A 15,357-nucleotide genomic window follows, 5' to 3' on the forward strand; every position below is an offset into this window, starting at 1 on the left:
AAAACGACGTGAGTTCAACATTAGAACTGACTGGCGATCTCATGGATATCGCCAGCTATCCTCAGTGGGTCGTCGATGTTGTCGGTCGCACTTCCGAGCTGAAAAACGAGGTTCTGGATCATCCGATCTTTGCATTGATGCAGGAAGGCCGCCTTAGCCAGGAGCAAGCGCATGCGTTCCTGCTTAACGGATGGCCGGTTGTCGAGCAGTTTCCGCAGTACATGGCGATGAACCTGACCAAGCTGTCGTGGGGTCGAAGCGAAGGTCAGGACATGGCACGGCGGTTTTTGACGCGCAATTTGCGCGTCGAGCAGAACCACGCCAATTACTGGGTCGATTGGGCCGCGGGTCACGGGCTGACCAAAGAGGATCTGCTTGCCGACAAGCAAACGCCTGAAGCGCTTGCGCTGAGCCATTGGTGCTGGCGCAGCAGTCACGGCGATTCGCTCGCTGTCGGCATGGCCGCGACGAACTATGCGATCGAAGGCGTGACGGGCGAATGGGCCGGTTTTGTATGCAGCACCGATGACTATGCGAATGGCTTCGAGGAGTCGACGCGCAAGTCGTCGATGCGCTGGCTGCATATGCATGCGAAATACGATGACACGCATCCTTGGGAAGCGCTGCAGATCGTAACGGCGCTGCTCGGGCGTCATCCGGCATCACGCGACGTCTATGCGATCGAGCGTGCGGTGGGCATGAGCTACCGTTATTTCAAGCTGAGCCTGGACGAGTGCTTCTGAGGCGCTGCGGATAGCGCATCCCGCATGGAAGGCCGACGCTTCGCGTCGGCCTTTTTTGTTTGCCTTTTCTATTGTCCGTGCGCCGGGCTCACGTGGTGTTCGCGTCATCCCAGCAAAGGCAATGCGCTCGTGCTCTTGAGTTCTTCGAGGCACACCGTTGAATTGACGGAGCTGACGCCCGGGATTCGCATCAAGGTATCGAGCAGAAAGCTCGACAGCGACTTCAGATCGCGCTCGACAACCTTCAGCATGTAGTCGGTCTGCCCGGTGACGGAAAAGCACTCCAGCACTTGCGGCAATTCGACGACGAGCTTGATGAATTTGCCGAGATCGCGGATATGCCCGCGCTCCATCTTGACCTGAATGAAGGCCACGACCCCGAGACCGAGCGCGGTCGCGTCGAGGCGTGTCTCATAGCGGCGGATCAAGCCGGCTTCCTCGAGCCGGCGATGCCGTCGCAATGTCTGTGCCGGCGACAGATTGATCGCCTCGGCAAGCTCGAGATTGGTTGCGCGTCCGTTGTCCTGCAGGACACCCAGCAGCTTGGTATCGATCCTGTCGAGTGCGATGGTCATCATCGTATTGCCTCTTTTTCGAAATATTCGTTCACTTGCGCGCGTGATCGCGACGAAGAATGAAATCATATTTCTCGTCAGTCTGACTACACTTTAGGTATCCAAGAGCGTATCGAGACCGGTTTCATGGAGCGAATGGCGAATTCCGCGTTCGAATCGGGCCGGCTGAGTCCGCGCAACAGAATTGCGTGGCCACGATGCGCCGACCCACATGACCCTTGTGCCGGAGTTGCGACATGACCGATTTGTTCGATAACCCGATGAACCTGCGTGGGTTCGAGTTTGTTGAGTTCGCGTCGCCCGAGCCCAATGTGCTCGAGCCTTTGTTCGAAAGCATGGGCTTTACGCTGGTGGCCCGGCATCGCTCGAAAGATGTGCTGCTGTATCGCCAGGGCGACATCAATTTCATTGTCGATCGGGAGCCGACGAGCCGCGCCGCGTATTTCGCGGCCGAACACGGCCCGAGTGCGTGCGGCATGGCTTTTCGCGTCAAGGATTCGCATCAGGCCTATGCGCGTGCGCTGATGCTGGGTGCGGAGCCGATCGATATCCCGACCGGTCCGATGGAACTCAAGCTGCCGGCCATCAAGGGCATTGCGGGCGCACCGATCTATCTGATCGACCGGTACGAGGACGGCAAGTCGATCTATGACATCGACTTCGAATATCTTGAAGGCGTCGATCGGCATCCGGTCGGTCATGGGCTACGTCTGATCGATCATTTGACGCACAACGTGTACCGCGGCCGCATGGCGCACTGGGCCAAGTTCTACGAGAAGTTTTTCAATTTCCGCGAGATCCGCTACTTCGATATCTCTGGGGAGTACACGGGCCTGACTTCGCGTGCGATGACGGCGCCCGACGGCAAGATCCGCATCCCGCTGAACGAAGAGTCGACCAAGGGCGGCGGTCAGATCGAAGAGTTTCTGATGGCGTTCAATGGCGAGGGCATTCAGCATATTGCGCTGCTGGCGGACAACCTGCTTGAGGTCATCGACAAGCTGCGCGCGTCCGGCGTTGAGCTCATGACGGCGCCGAACAAGTTCTACTACGACGCGCTCGAGAAACGGGTACCGGGTCACGGCCAGCCTGTCGGCGAGCTTGAAGCGCGCGGCATTCTGCTCGACGGCAAAGTCGAGAACGGTTCACCGCGTTTGCTGCTTCAGATCTTTTCGAAGACGGTGCTGGGCCCGGTGTTCTTTGAATTCATTCAGCGCAAGGGCGATGACGGGTTCGGCGAGGGCAATTTCCGCGCGCTGTTCGAATCGATCGAGCGCGATCAGATCGATCGAGGTGTGTTGAAGGTTTGATAGGCCTGGTTGCTTCGGGCGGCATCCCGGTTAAGTGGGTGTCCACGTCCGGATGCAGGGGCAGCCCATCACCTGTCATGGTGCTCCGTATCTGCCGGCTTCGTCACATACACCGGTAGTTTCCAGCCAAAGCGCAATGACAGCAGTCTTACGCTCACACAGGCGATGGTCGCCACCCACGGTGTCCACGCGCCGTCGATACCCGCGCGTATCGACACGGTCTGAATCGTCGCGCCCAGGAGCGCGGCGGATGCGTAGATCTCCCGCTGCAGAATCGCAGGAATGCGCGACAGCATGACGTCGCGCATCACGCCTCCCCCGACGGCGCTGACCGTGCCCAGCAGAATGGCGAGCTCAGCGCTGTTTCCATAGATCATCGATTTCTGTGCGCCCGCTACGGCAAACATCCCGAGCCCGATTGCGTCGAACAGCAACACAGGCGAGCGCATGCGGCGCACTTGCGGATACGCGGCGATCGTGACGACCGACGCGAGCACCGAGATACCCAGATAACGCCAGTCGGAGAGCCCGGCCGGCGGCGTTGCGCCGATACAAACATCGCGGATGATGCCGCCGCCGCACGCGACCATAAACGTCACGGACAGAATGCCGAACAAGTCGAGCTTGCGTTGGCGCGCCGCGACGGCGCCGCTGATGGCAAATACGAACGTGCCGATCATGTCGAGCACGGTGTAGACGAGGTGAGCGTTCAAGTGGGATGGCGCAGGGCGGTGGACGGCGTCGAGCTTTACTCAGTACGCGAAAAAATACAACTTGTCGTTGTGTGGTCACACCGATGCGGCTACGGCTACGGCTACGGCTACGGCTACGGCTACGGCTACGGCTACGGCTACGGCTACGGCTACGGCTACGGCTACGGCTACGGCTACGGCGACGCTCGCCATTGCCTCGAATCGATGCGCGTGAGCTAGGCTGTGCCCTGTGCAGAACGAAAGCGACTGGGAACGAGGGTGCGGTGGCCGGCGAGGCGGCAAGCGGGATCGCCTGAACTTCAACGAATGCTCTGGCTATGTTGTCAGACATCCTATTTCGAAAGATTCATGATGACGCGTAACCGTTGAGCCTTAACCGGCGGGGTTTTGCCAGAATTTTGAAGTTGTCGCAGGGTAAACGCTGAGTCGTCATTCAACTTGCGAGTCGTAGAATGTCGTCAGACAACATATCACGTAGGCGGAGACAGGCGTGACTTCAGCAAGTGCATCCCCGGCAAACCCGCTCGACTCGGCGGTCGCCAAGGTCAAGCGGCACGTTCTGCCGCTGTTCCTGATCATGTTTATCGCGAACTACATCGATCGCGTGAACATCGGCTTCGTCAACGTGCACCTCAAGGCAGACTTGGGCATTGGTGCAGCCGCTTACGGTTTCGGCAGCGGGTTGTTCTTCGTGGGTTATGCGCTGTTCGAAGTGCCGTCGAACATGCTGATGCAACGCTTTGGCGCGCGTGCGTGGCTGACCCGGATCATGGGCACGTGGGGGCTTGTCGCCGGTGCGATGGCGTTTGTCTGGAACGACACGTCGTTCTATGCGTTGCGCTTCCTCCTCGGTGTCGCTGAAGCAGGGTTCTTCCCGGGCGTGGTGTTCTATTTCACGCAATGGCTGCCGCAAAAGGAACGCGGCAAGGCCGTCGCCATTTTCCTCGGTGGGTCGGCATTCGCATCGGTGCTCTCGGGACCGATTACGGGCAGCCTGCTATCGATTCAAGGCCTTGGCCTGCAGGGCTGGCAGTGGATGTTCCTGATCGAAGGCGGCTTCTCGATCGTGTTGTGCGGCGCGAGCTGGATGATCCTGAAGTCACATATTCGCGATGCTTCGTGGCTGACCGCAGAGGAGCAGGGCGTGCTGGCATCGACGATCGCGGCCGAGCAAACTGAGCGCGACGCGGCCGGTGGCGGGCGTGTTCCGGCTGCGAGACTGCTCAAGGATCCGCAGATCGTGCTGTTCTGTCTGCTGTACTTCGCGATCCAGCTCACGATTTATGCGGTCACGTTCTGGCTGCCCACCATCATTCGCAAGATGGGCCACTTGGGTGATTTTGAAGTCGGTCTGCTTAACTCGATTCCCTGGCTCATTTCGATTGTCGCCATGTATGTGTTTGCAGTCGTCTCGGCACGCTGGAAATTCCAGCAAGCGTGGCTCGCCGTGGCGCTCGTCATCGCAGCGATCGGACTCTTCGCGTCGACTCATGGCAGCCCGCTCTTTTCGTTTGTCGCGATCTGCTTTTCGGCGATCGGCTTCAAGGCCGCATCGTCGCTGTTCTGGCCGATTCCGCAGGGCTATCTCGACGTGCGCGTTGCCGCGGGTGTGCTCGCGCTGATCAATTCGCTTGGCAATCTCGGCGGCTTTTTCGCACCGGCCGCATTTGGCTATCTGCAGCAACATACCGGCTCAATTTCTGGCGGCCTCTACGGCCTGGGCATCGCGTCGCTGGCCGCCGCAGCGGCCGCGTTTCTGGCAAGGAATCACAGGGCCGAACAGGGACCGACGGGTCACCCGAGACATCGGGAGGCGCACTAGACGCACTCAGCCCATTTGCACGCGTGCCATTGCATCGAACCGAATCGTACTTATTGACTTCAAAGAACCATGCTTATGTCTGCCACTTCCTCTCAAACGCATACGACGCCAACCGTCACCGAGTTGCGTGTCGTACCCGTCGCCGGTCGCGACAGCATGCTGCTGAACCTCAGCGGCGCGCATGGCCCGTTCTTCACGCGCAATATCGTGATCCTGCGCGATAGTTCGGGGCATACGGGCGTAGGCGAAGTCCCGGGCGGCGAAAGCATTCGCAAGACGATCGATGATGCACGTTCGCTGGTCGTGGGCCAGTCAATCGCCAATACGCAAGCGGTGCTGAATCGGGTTCGCCAGCAATTTGCGGATCGCGACTCGGGTGGCCGCGGTCTGCAGACGTTCGATCTGCGCACGACGATTCACGCCGTAACGGCGCTGGAGTGCGCTCTCCTCGATCTGCTCGGCCAACATCTTGGTGTGCCGATCGCGGCGCTGCTCGGTGAAGGGCAGCAGCGCGACGAAGTCGAGATGCTCGGCTATCTGTTTTACGTCGGCGATCGCGCAAAGACGGACCTGCCGTATGCGAGTGGTGCCAATGGCCGCGACGACTGGGAGCGCCTGCGCACGGAAGTGGCGTTGACGCCTGAGGCTGTCGTGCGGCTCGCGGAAGCGGCCAGCGAGCGCTATGGGTTCAACGACTTCAAGCTCAAGGGCGGTGTGCTTGCGGGCGATGCGGAAATCGAAGCAGTGACGGCGCTGGCTGAGCGTTTCCCCAAGGCGCGAATTACGCTCGACCCGAACGGTGCGTGGTCACTCGCCGAAGCCGTGCGGCTCTGCCGTGACCAGCACGACGTGCTCGCTTATGCCGAGGATCCGTGCGGCGCGGAAAACGGCTATTCGGGCCGTGAAGTCATGGCTGAATTCCGTCGCGCGACGGGTTTGCCGACAGCGACCAATATGATCGCAACGGATTGGCGCCAGATGGGCCATGCGATTCAACTGCAATCGGTCGATATCCCGCTGGCTGACCCGCACTTCTGGACGATGCAGGGCTCCGTGCGCGTGGCGCAGATGTGTAACGACTGGGGGCTCACATGGGGCTCGCATTCGAACAATCACTTTGACATCTCGCTTGCCATGTTCACGCAGGTTGCTGCTGCGGCACCGGGCAAGATCACGGCAATCGATACGCACTGGATCTGGCAGGACGGCCAATACCTGACGCGTGACCCGCTCACGATCGTCGGCGGCAAGGTGAAGGTCCCTGAAAAATCGGGCCTCGGCATCGAGATCGATATGGATGCGATCGAGAAGGCTCACGCGCTGTATCTCGAACACGGCCTCGGCGCGCGCGACGATGCGATCGCCATGCAATACCTGGTTCCGAACTGGAAGTTCGACAACAAACGTCCTTGCCTTGTCCGATGAACGCCTCGACAGCCCGACGATTGAATTCGCTGCATTGACCGCAGCGAATCGATATCCGCGAGTTTCTCAAGTGCATGCGGACGGATTGAATCGGACGGCTTGTCGAGCTGAACCCGTTGCCCTTATAGACCACCGGTTACTCAAACGAATTCGACTATGACGACTCCACAGGAACTCAAGCGCATTGTGTCCGAGGGCTTGCTTTCGTTTCCCGTGACGGACTTCGACGCGAACGGCGACTTCCGTCCCGATACGTACGCGGCACGTCTCGAATGGCTCGCGCCGTATGGTGCGACTGCTCTGTTTGCGGCCGGCGGCACGGGTGAATTCTTTTCGCTGAGCAAGGCGGACTACACCAACGTGATTCGCACGGCGACTCAGACCTGCAAGGGCAAGGTGCCGATTCTCGCGGGCGCAGGTGGCCCGACGCGGGTCGCCATCGAGTATGCGCAGGAGGCGGAACGTCTGGGGGCGAATGGCGTGCTACTGATGCCGCACTATTTGACCGAGGCCTCGCAGGAAGGCATTGCCGCGCACGTTGAACAAGTGTGCAGCGCGGTGCCGAACATCGGCGTGATCGTCTACAACCGAGCGAATTCGAAGCTCAACGCCGACATGCTCGAGCGTGTCGCGGACAAGTGCCCGAACCTGATCGGATTCAAGGATGGCGTCGGCGATATCGAAAGCATGGTGACGATCCGTCGCCGGCTCGGCGACCGGTTCTCCTACCTGGGCGGATTACCGACCGCCGAGGTGTACGCCGCGGCCTACAAGGCGCTCGGCGTGCCGGTCTATTCGTCGGCCGTGTTCAATTTCATTCCCAAGACGGCGCTGCAGTTTTATCGGGCCATCGCGTCGAATGATCATGCGACGACCGGTCAACTGCTCGACAGTTTCTTCCTGCCTTACCTTGCGATTCGCAATCGTCGTGCGGGTTATGCGGTGAGCATTGTGAAGGCGGGGGCGAAGCTGGTCGGTCGCGACGCGGGCCCCGTGCGTGCGCCGCTGACGGATCTGACCGACGACGAAATGTCGCAACTCGACGCACTGATTCGCAAGCTCGGACCGCAATAGGCAGGGCTTGCAGGACGTCGCGTCGTGCATATGCAACATGGGCAGCAGGGCGCGAACCGTTGCGTGGCGGTCTCGGGCGGCATTTTGGCGTATGGGAGGGATGCGCCGGCGAGAGGATAATGCGGAAACACCCTAAGATGATCTTGGGTGTGTCCACAACTCTAACGCGCAGGCCAAGAACATGGATCGCTTCGAAGCCATGCAGATTTTCGTCAAGGTCGTCGATGCCAACAGCTTTACGAAGGTATCGGAGATGCTTGACCTTTCACCGGCCAAAGTGAGCCGGACCGTTCAGTTACTCGAAGAGCACGTCGGCGCACGCTTGCTCAATCGCTCGACGCGCAGCGTGGGCGTGACCGAGGACGGGGCGGTGTTTTACGACCGGTGCGTCAAGATTCTCGCCGATGTCGCCGATGCGGAGTCGTCGTTGTCGACGCACAAGCAGAAGCCTTCGGGTACGGTGCGCGTCGATACGTCGGGCACGCTTGCACGCGCACTGCTGATTCCTGCACTCGGATCGTTTTACGAGCAGTACCCGGATATCGAAGTGCGGCTCGGACTGGCCGACCGGAATATCGATCTGTTCCAGGATGGCGTGGATTGCGTGATCCGGATGGGTTCGATCGAGGATTCGAGTCTCGTCGCGAGGGCGATGGGGCGTGCGAGGATCGTGACGTGCGCGTCGCCCGGGTATATCGAACGCTTTGGCGAGCCTGCGACGCTCGAGCAACTCAGCGAGCACACGGCGGTCAATTACGTGTCTGCGCGCACGCGCAAGAATTTCCCGTTCGACTATCTGGTCAACGGCGAACTCACGCGCATCGAAATGAAATGCGCGTTGGCCGTCAATGACGGGTCGACGTATATCGGTGCGGGATGCAAGGGGTACGGCATCATCCAGCCGTCGCGCTACATGGTCGCCGATCACATTGCCAACGGCGAACTCAAGGAAATCCTCACGAACTACCAATGCCCGTCGACCCCCGTGTCGATCGTCCTGCCCCACCGCCGCAACCTGAGCCCACGCGTCAAAGCGTTTATCGACTGGTTCACCGAACTCGCGCGCAGCAATCCGGACCTGCAGGCCAGTTAGTTCCAGGCCCGCATCGGGCAAGTGCGGTGTCAGTGAGTCGTAGTGCAAACGCGACCGACGCAATGATCCGAGTGGATTCGGCAATTCGAGATGGAAGGCCGATATCAACATAGTCTTTTCGCGATCCGCATGGCCGCGAGACGACAGGCTTGGCTTGTTCGGATCAATCCAGGAAGTCCGGTGCTCCGATTCCGATTTGATATTGGGACTTGGGTGGCCGGATTCTCGGCGTGTTGACAACAGATATACGCGATCCTAAGATTTGTGTATCTGTTGTACACACGTCATGGAGTTCGCCATGCGCGACGCGCTCATTAATCTGCGTGCCTTGCCGGAGCAGCGTGATCTGATCGACTACGCCGCCAGCCTGCTTGGCAAAAACCGGTCCGATTTTATGTTGGAAGTCGCTTGTGAACGCGCCCAGACGGTCATCCTGGATCGTGTGTTTTTCGGGCTGGATGCCGAAAAGTTCAAACAGTTTTCTGACTTGCTCGATGCGCCAAAAACGCCCAACGCGGGTCTCGCACGCTTGATGGAAGTGAAGGCCCCCTGGCAAGAGGGCAGTGAATGATTCTGACGCTCTCGGCCCCGCGGCCGCTTGCGGCAGAGCATGATGTCAGTCGATTTTCCTGTGGGAAGCCAGAACTCGATGAGTGGCTAAGACGTCGGGCGTTCGCAAATCATCAAAGCGGCGCGAGCCGCGTTTTTGTTTCCATCGATGCTGGCGGTCGGGTCTTCGGCTATTACGCGCTTTCCGCTGGCGCAGCGGCTCGTACGCATGCTACAGGCAAGATTCGTCGGAATATGCCCGATCCGATTCCGGTCGTTGTGCTCGGGAGACTCGCGCGCGATACCGAAGCATCGGGCACCCAGTTAGGTCTGGCGCTGCTGAAGGATGCCGTTAAGCGAGCGGGCGTTATCGCCGACGAGATGGGTGTGCGAGCGATGGTCGTACATGCGATCGACGCGCAAGCAGCTCAGTTTTACTCGCACTATGGATTCAGCCCTTCGCCGATCCACCCGCTCACGATGATGCTTTGCCTCAATTGATCAGCGTTTGACGCTCTTCGTGCGGTCTGCGGCTTTGCGGAGTCGTTCGCGGCTGTTTGACAGGTGCATGCGCATGGCCGCGCGGGCGGCGTCGGCTTCGTTGCGGGCGATGGCGTCGAGGATGCTTTCGTGTTCCTGGTTCACGAGCGCGACGTACGCTTTGGGGTCTGACTTTGCGATGCCGGCCGAGTCGATTCGATTCCGCGGGATCAGGGCGCTGCCCATTTGCGTCAGGATGTCGACGAAGTAGCGATTGCCGGTCGCACGTGCGATCGACACATGAAACTCGAGGTCGGCTGCCGCGCTGTCGCCGCCGTTGCGTGCAGCGGCTTCGATGGCGCTTAGCGCGGAGCGGATTCGCGCGATGTCCTTGGGTTGGGCGCGCTGTGCGGCAAGGCCGGCGCTTTCGGTTTCGAGGCTGATCCGCAGTTCGAGAATCGCAAGCAGATCCTCGACGGTCGTCGCGGGCACCATCTCCACACCCAGCTTTTCGCGCGGCGGTTCGAGCACGAAGCTCCCGATTCCGTGACGCGTTTCGATGATCTCGCCGGCCTGGAGCCGCGAAATGCCTTCGCGCACGACCGTACGGCTCACACCGAGCTCGCGCATCAGCTCCGATTCAGTCGGCAGTTTGTCGCCCGGCATCAGCTTGTTGGCCGCAACCTGTTCCTTCACATACATGACGACGGTTTGCGCAAGATTGCGCGCGCGGCTCGCCGGCGGTGCGGAAGTCGGGGACGTGGCTGGCATCAGATGCGCTCCTGGTTCGAATCGAATCAAGCTGGGACGATGGCCCTCATTATAGTAGTTGTCTGATGACTCGTTAATCGGCGTTGTTTTTTGCGTTGCCGCGGAGGGCGCATGCAGATTCGATCTGCGCAGGTCTGATCCCTCCCGCACCGCCGCTCGTCGTACGTCTGCGACCGGCTCCGATGCGCCCGGGCGTCACTCGGCGCGCAGTTCGACCCGCTTGATGTCCTTCACGATCACGAGGTAGGCGAACACCGTCAACAACGCGTTGGCGCCGACAAACACGAGCGCACCGTTGAATGAGCCTGTCTTGGCCACCAGGTAGCCGATCACGATCGGCGTCACGATACCGGCGATGTTGCCGAACATATTGAAGATCGCGCCGGACAGCCCGAGTGCCTCCTTGGGGGAGGTATCCGAGACCACTGCCCAGCCGAGTGCGCCCACGCCCTTGCCGAAGAACGCCAGAGACATCAGCGCGACGACGATCCAGTCGGTCGTCACGTAGTTGCAGCCGATGATCGTGGTCGACAGCAGCATGCCGCCGATAATCGGGACCTTGCGCGCTACGGTCAGCGTAAAGCCGCGCCGAATCAGCGAATCGGAAATGACGCCGCCGAGCACGCCTCCGACAAAGCCGCAGATCGCCGGCAGCGAAGCAATCAGGCCCGCCTGCAGAATCGTCATGCCACGCTGCTGAACAAGATAGATCGGAAACCAGGTCAGGAAGAACGCCGTCAGCACGTTGATGCAGTATTGCGCGAGGTACACGCCGAACAGCATGCGATTCGACAGTAGCTGGCGGGCATGCGCGAAGCCGTTGCCCTTGGGGGCGCGAGCCGGTCCCTGATGCGGCGTCGCCGACGACGCATTCGGGGAGGCGGACGCATTGTTCGCCGTATCTGTACTTCGGGCCCGCACATTTTGATGGCCCTGCACAAGGCCACCACCCGCCGCGATATGCTCAAGCTCGGCGCGATTGACGCGCGGGTGATCGGCCGGACTCTTCATGCTCTTGAGCCACGTGAGTGCGAGTGCCAGCCCCGTGATGCCCATCACGATATAGACGTAGTGCCAGCCGAACGCGTGCGTAATCCACGCCATCAACGGCGTAAAGACGACCGCCGCGAAATACTGCGCGGAGTTGAAAATCGCCGATGCCGTGCCCCGCTCCGCGGTAGGGAACCAGCTTGAAACGACTTTCGCATTCGCAGGAAACGCGGGCGCTTCGGCGATGCCCATCGCAAAGCGCAGCGCAAACAGCGCCACCAGCGATGCGGCCGCGCTACCCGCAAGCCCGATCGTCGACTGAAACAGCGTGAACACCGACCACAGGCAGATGCTCCATGCATAGACGCGTCGTGCGCCAAAGCGGTCGAGCAGCCAGCCGCTGGGCAATTGCGAGAGCACATATGACCAGCTGAACGCCGAGAAGATATAGCCGATCTGGATCGCATCGAAGCCGAACTCCTTGCGAATCGCCGATCCGGTGACCGAGAGCGTGGCACGGTCCGCGTAGTTGAGCGTGGTGATCACGAAGATCAGCAGCAGAATCCAGTAGCGGACCCGCGTGCGTTCGGCGGCGCCGATGGCATTCACAGTACGGCTCATTTCCATGGTTTAGTCCTGAATCCGCGTCACACCAATGTCGGCGCTTTGGCGTACCCTGTCGGGCGCACGGCGGATGGGGTGTCTCGAGCAGCTTCGTTTGTGGTCTTGGATATATGTCATCGTATGACATGGACCGAACCACGACAACCCGGATCGCGTGTTTTTTACCGTTTATAAGGGTAAATACCAGCACCAATCCATGCATGCATTTTGTGTCGAATAGCCTTGTTGTATAAGCGTTTCATCGTCGTGACAGGGGTGACATGAAGCGTTGGCCTTGAAGATACAAAGATGTATGTTGTACGATGACTGATATTGAATAGCGATAGGAATCACGGAGAAGCGATGCAGATCAGCGGCGAAATGCTCATCGGAGCGAAGGCAGTGCGGGGTGCGGAAGGCGAGATCAAGGCGTTCAGCCCCGCGGCAGGGCAGGCGATTGCGACGCCGGTGTTCGGTGCCGGGTCGATCAAGGATGTCGATGCAGCTTGCGTACTGGCTCAGCAGGCCTTTGAGCCGTATCGCGCGTTGCCTTTGAGCCGTCGTGCAGAATTTCTCGAGCGCATTGCGGATGGCATTGCGAATCTGGGCGATGCACTGATCGAGCGTGCGCATGAGGAGTCGGGCTTGCTGAAGGCGCGTCTCGAAGGCGAGCGTGGCCGCACGGTGGGGCAATTGAAGCTGTTCGCGCAACTCGTCGCCGACGGCCGCTGGCTCGATGCCACGCTGGATTCGGCGTTGCCGGATCGCAAGCCGTTGCCACGCTCCGACCTGCGTATGCAGAAAGTTCCTCTCGGCCCGGTGGCGGTGTTCGGCGCGAGCAACTTCCCGCTCGCGTTTTCGGTGGCGGGTGGTGACACCGCATCGGCGCTGGCCGCCGGATGCCCGGTCGTCGTCAAGGCGCACGGTGCTCACCTCGGCACGTCAGAGATGGTCGGTCGTGTGATCCAGCACGTCGCAAAGGAAATGGGCATGCCTGACGGCGTGTTCTCGCTGGTGCTCGGCGCAGGCAATGCGGTGGGCGAGGCGCTGGTTGCCCACCCGGCGATTCGCGCAGTGGGATTCACGGGCTCGCGCGGCGGTGGCACGGCGCTGATGCGTATCGCGGCGGCGCGTCGTGTGCCGATCCCCGTGTACGCCGAGATGAGCAGTATCAATCCGGTTTTCGCATTGCCCGCAGCGCTGGCTGCGCGTGGCGAAGCTATGGCGCGTGCCTATGTCGACTCGCTCGCGCTCGGCGCGGGACAGTTCTGCACCAACCCGGGCCTGGTCTTCGCGATCCGCGGGCCGGCACTCGACGCGTTTATCGCAGCGGCTTCAGAAGCGGTCACCGGCAAGCCTGCGCAAACGATGCTGACCGAAGGCATTCAGCAAGCGTATGCGAAGGGCGAGGGCCGTCTGATGGCCACGCAAGGCGTGACGACGGCTGCGCGTGGCGCGAAGGAAACGGGCCCGACGCAAGCGCGCGCTGCGCTGTTTGTGACCGATGCGGCGACGTTCCTGGGCACGCATGCGCTCGAGGACGAAGTGTTTGGTCCGGCGTCAATCATCATCGCGTGCGACGATGCCGCGCAATTGCTGGCGGTTGCCGCTCACGTCGAGGGGCAACTTACGACGACGCTGCAACTGGACGAGGGCGATATCGCGTTGGCTCAGCGGCTGGTGCCGATTCTCGAGAACAAGGCGGGGCGCCTGCTCGTCAACGGTTATCCGACGGGTGTCGAGGTGTCGCATGCGATGGTGCATGGCGGCCCGTACCCGGCGACTTCGGACAGTCGCACGACGTCGGTCGGCACGATGGCGATCGAGCGCTTCCTGCGTCCGGTCTGCTATCAGGACTTCCCGGCTGCGCTGCTGCCGGCCGCGCTCGCCGACAACAACCCGCTTGGGCTGTGGCGTCTGCGTGACGGACGATTTACGAAGGAATAACCCGCACTAAGCGGGGCGCGCAGTAAAAAGGGCGTCGATGAGTCGACGCCCTTATTTTTTGCCGTACGGGTGGCACAAAAAAGCCCGCAAAGCCTGAGCAGGCGATGCGGGCTGTGCCGGGTGCTGCAGATGCTACGGGCGTCGTGCTACAGGGTGGGTGTGCATGGCACGCGACAGCGAACGGTCACGCCGCCGCGCGCGTATTCGACGCGGCCGGCTCCTGGCTGCCCAGTCGCTTGATCAGCGTGTCGAGTTGAGCAAGCTCTTCTTCGTTCAGATCCGTCAGCGGTGCGCGCACCGGGCCGGCATCGCGGCCTACGAGCTTCGCGCCGGCCTTCACGATGCTGACGGCATAGCCCTGGCGGCGATTACGGATCGCGAGGTACGGCAGGAAGAACGTGTCGATCAGTTTACCCACGGTCTCGTGATCGTCGCGTGCGATCGCGTGGTAGAAGTCCATCGCGGTCTTCGGAATGAAGTTGAACACCGCCGACGAATACACCGGCACGCCAAGTGCCTTGTACGCGGCGGCATAGACTTCCGCGGTGGGCAATCCGCCCAGATACGAGAAACGATCGCCCAGACGTCGGCGGATCGTCACCATGCTTTCGATATCGCCCACGCCGTCCTTGAAGCCGATCAGGTTCGGGCACTTGTCCGCGAGGCGCTCGAGCATGTCGGCGTTGAGCTTCGAATTCGCGCGGTTATAGACGATCACGCCGATATTCTTGACGGCATTGCAGACCTGTTCGACGTGCGCTGCGACACCTTCCTGCGACGCTTCGGTCAGGTAGTGCGGCATCAGCAGCACACCGTTCGCACCGAGACGTTCGGCTTCCTTTGCGTACTCGATCGCCACGCGCGTCGGGCCGCCGGCGCCGGCCAGAATCGGCACCTTGCCCTTGCAGGTCTGCGTCGCGGTGCGAATCACGTTCGTATAGTCCGCATGCGTCAGCGAGAAGAATTCACCCGTGCCACCCGCCGCAAACAGGGCCGATGCACCATACGGCGCAAGCCATTCGAGGCGCTCGGCGTACGTGTCGGCGCGGAATTCGCCCTGCGCGTCGAAGTCGGTCACGGGAAACGAGAGCAGGCCTTCGGAGATGATCTGCTTGAGTTCTTGCGGTGTCGTCATGGTGGACTCGTACGGCTCGGGTGCCGCGATGAAGTGTTGATGTCAGTCATCGTATGACATCTCTGATCGTCAGACAACACCCCAATGAAAAATAAGCCATAATTCCTCGAAACTATTGCTGTAAGGG

The 15,357-nt window shown here is 60.6% G+C and carries 15 protein-coding genes; 10 read left to right on the top strand and 5 right to left on the bottom strand.

What is annotated here, in order from left to right; translation table 11 throughout:
- The first annotated feature begins 8 nt into the window (after positions 1-8).
- On the top strand, positions 9-743 hold the full coding sequence (locus ACMFWR_RS29915) for a TenA family transcriptional regulator (RefSeq protein ID WP_413195998.1): 735 nt from the start codon (positions 9-11) through the stop codon (positions 741-743).
- 104 nt (positions 744-847) lie between these two features.
- Here ACMFWR_RS29915 and ACMFWR_RS29920 read toward each other — a convergent pair whose 3' ends face one another.
- Positions 848-1,321 (bottom strand): Lrp/AsnC family transcriptional regulator, encoded by a 474-nt coding sequence (locus tag ACMFWR_RS29920; protein WP_413195999.1) that lies wholly within the window; start codon positions 1,319-1,321, stop codon positions 848-850.
- 233 nt (positions 1,322-1,554) lie between these two features.
- Here ACMFWR_RS29920 and hppD point away from each other — a divergent pair, with 233 nt between their 5' ends.
- Positions 1,555-2,628, top strand: a complete 1,074-nt coding sequence (gene hppD, locus ACMFWR_RS29925; protein ID WP_413196000.1) for a 4-hydroxyphenylpyruvate dioxygenase — start codon at positions 1,555-1,557, stop codon at positions 2,626-2,628.
- Positions 2,629-2,696: 68 nt separating this feature from the next.
- Here the strand turns inward: hppD and ACMFWR_RS29930 are convergent, their stop codons facing one another.
- Positions 2,697-3,341, bottom strand: a complete 645-nt coding sequence (locus ACMFWR_RS29930; protein ID WP_413196001.1) for a trimeric intracellular cation channel family protein — start codon at positions 3,339-3,341, stop codon at positions 2,697-2,699.
- Between ACMFWR_RS29930 and ACMFWR_RS29935 the strand changes: the two genes are divergently transcribed.
- The 7 genes from ACMFWR_RS29935 to ACMFWR_RS29965 all read left to right on the top strand — a co-directional run bounded on the left by ACMFWR_RS29935 (position 3,330) and on the right by ACMFWR_RS29965 (position 9,805).
- On the top strand, positions 3,330-3,560 hold the full coding sequence (locus ACMFWR_RS29935) for a hypothetical protein (protein ID WP_413196002.1): 231 nt from the start codon (positions 3,330-3,332) through the stop codon (positions 3,558-3,560). The genes ACMFWR_RS29930 and ACMFWR_RS29935 overlap by 12 nt on opposite strands.
- A 358-nt stretch (positions 3,561-3,918) precedes the next feature.
- Positions 3,919-5,163, top strand: coding sequence for an MFS transporter (locus ACMFWR_RS29940; RefSeq protein WP_413197387.1), 1,245 nt, complete (start codon positions 3,919-3,921; stop codon positions 5,161-5,163).
- Between the two features lie 75 nt (positions 5,164-5,238).
- On the top strand, positions 5,239-6,588 hold the full coding sequence (gudD, locus tag ACMFWR_RS29945; RefSeq protein WP_413196003.1) for a glucarate dehydratase: 1,350 nt from the start codon (positions 5,239-5,241) through the stop codon (positions 6,586-6,588).
- A gap of 156 nt (positions 6,589-6,744) precedes the next feature.
- Positions 6,745-7,662 carry a 5-dehydro-4-deoxyglucarate dehydratase gene (gene kdgD / locus ACMFWR_RS29950; RefSeq protein ID WP_413196004.1) on the top strand — a complete coding sequence of 306 codons (918 nt, stop codon included), beginning with the start codon at positions 6,745-6,747 and terminating at the stop codon, positions 7,660-7,662.
- A gap of 181 nt (positions 7,663-7,843) precedes the next feature.
- Positions 7,844-8,755, top strand: coding sequence for a LysR family transcriptional regulator (locus ACMFWR_RS29955; RefSeq protein WP_413196005.1), 912 nt, complete (start codon positions 7,844-7,846; stop codon positions 8,753-8,755).
- A gap of 298 nt (positions 8,756-9,053) precedes the next feature.
- On the top strand, positions 9,054-9,326 hold the full coding sequence (locus tag ACMFWR_RS29960) for a DUF1778 domain-containing protein (protein WP_413196006.1): 273 nt from the start codon (positions 9,054-9,056) through the stop codon (positions 9,324-9,326).
- The gene (locus tag ACMFWR_RS29965; RefSeq protein WP_413196007.1) at positions 9,323-9,805 is read left to right on the top strand and encodes a GNAT family N-acetyltransferase; all 483 of its coding nucleotides are present in this window, start codon (positions 9,323-9,325) and stop codon (positions 9,803-9,805) included. The genes ACMFWR_RS29960 and ACMFWR_RS29965 overlap by 4 nt, the downstream gene beginning before the upstream one ends.
- Here the strand turns inward: ACMFWR_RS29965 and ACMFWR_RS29970 are convergent, their stop codons facing one another.
- A complete protein-coding gene (locus ACMFWR_RS29970; protein ID WP_413196008.1) occupies positions 9,806-10,555 on the bottom strand; it encodes a FadR/GntR family transcriptional regulator in 750 nt (249 codons plus the stop codon). It abuts the gene before it with no gap.
- Positions 10,556-10,750: 195 nt separating this feature from the next.
- Positions 10,751-12,172, bottom strand: coding sequence for an MFS transporter (locus ACMFWR_RS29975; protein ID WP_413196009.1), 1,422 nt, complete (start codon positions 12,170-12,172; stop codon positions 10,751-10,753).
- A gap of 339 nt (positions 12,173-12,511) precedes the next feature.
- Here ACMFWR_RS29975 and ACMFWR_RS29980 point away from each other — a divergent pair, with 339 nt between their 5' ends.
- Positions 12,512-14,095 (top strand): aldehyde dehydrogenase (NADP(+)), encoded by a 1,584-nt coding sequence (locus ACMFWR_RS29980; RefSeq protein ID WP_413196010.1) that lies wholly within the window; start codon positions 12,512-12,514, stop codon positions 14,093-14,095.
- 184 nt (positions 14,096-14,279) lie between these two features.
- Here the strand turns inward: ACMFWR_RS29980 and kdgD (ACMFWR_RS29985) are convergent, their stop codons facing one another.
- Positions 14,280-15,230: a 5-dehydro-4-deoxyglucarate dehydratase gene (kdgD, locus tag ACMFWR_RS29985; RefSeq protein ID WP_413196011.1), complete on the bottom strand. Its 951-nt coding sequence runs from the start codon at positions 15,228-15,230 to the stop codon at positions 14,280-14,282.
- Positions 15,231-15,357: the final 127 nt, after the last annotated feature.

The sequence above is a fragment of the Pararobbsia alpina genome (assembly GCF_965118125.1).
In the GTDB taxonomy this organism is placed as follows: domain Bacteria; phylum Pseudomonadota; class Gammaproteobacteria; order Burkholderiales; family Burkholderiaceae; genus Pararobbsia; species Pararobbsia alpina_A.

Excerpts from the sequence above, each read along its gene's own strand:
- ACMFWR_RS29920 (WP_413195999.1), bottom strand. The coding sequence starts at position 1,321 with ATGATGACCATCGCACTCGACAGGATCGATACCAAGCTGCTGGGTGTC.
- hppD (WP_413196000.1), top strand. The coding sequence starts at position 1,555 with ATGACCGATTTGTTCGATAACCCGATGAACCTGCGTGGGTTCGAGTTT.
- ACMFWR_RS29940 (WP_413197387.1), top strand. The coding sequence starts at position 3,919 with ATGTTTATCGCGAACTACATCGATCGCGTGAACATCGGCTTCGTCAAC.
- gudD (WP_413196003.1), top strand. The coding sequence starts at position 5,239 with ATGTCTGCCACTTCCTCTCAAACGCATACGACGCCAACCGTCACCGAG.
- kdgD (WP_413196004.1), top strand. The coding sequence starts at position 6,745 with ATGACGACTCCACAGGAACTCAAGCGCATTGTGTCCGAGGGCTTGCTT.
- ACMFWR_RS29955 (WP_413196005.1), top strand. The coding sequence starts at position 7,844 with ATGGATCGCTTCGAAGCCATGCAGATTTTCGTCAAGGTCGTCGATGCC.
- ACMFWR_RS29960 (WP_413196006.1), top strand. The coding sequence starts at position 9,054 with ATGCGCGACGCGCTCATTAATCTGCGTGCCTTGCCGGAGCAGCGTGAT.
- ACMFWR_RS29965 (WP_413196007.1), top strand. The coding sequence starts at position 9,323 with ATGATTCTGACGCTCTCGGCCCCGCGGCCGCTTGCGGCAGAGCATGAT.
- ACMFWR_RS29970 (WP_413196008.1), bottom strand. The coding sequence starts at position 10,555 with ATGCCAGCCACGTCCCCGACTTCCGCACCGCCGGCGAGCCGCGCGCGC.
- ACMFWR_RS29975 (WP_413196009.1), bottom strand. The coding sequence starts at position 12,172 with ATGGAAATGAGCCGTACTGTGAATGCCATCGGCGCCGCCGAACGCACG.
- ACMFWR_RS29980 (WP_413196010.1), top strand. The coding sequence starts at position 12,512 with ATGCAGATCAGCGGCGAAATGCTCATCGGAGCGAAGGCAGTGCGGGGT.
- kdgD (WP_413196011.1), bottom strand. The coding sequence starts at position 15,230 with ATGACGACACCGCAAGAACTCAAGCAGATCATCTCCGAAGGCCTGCTC.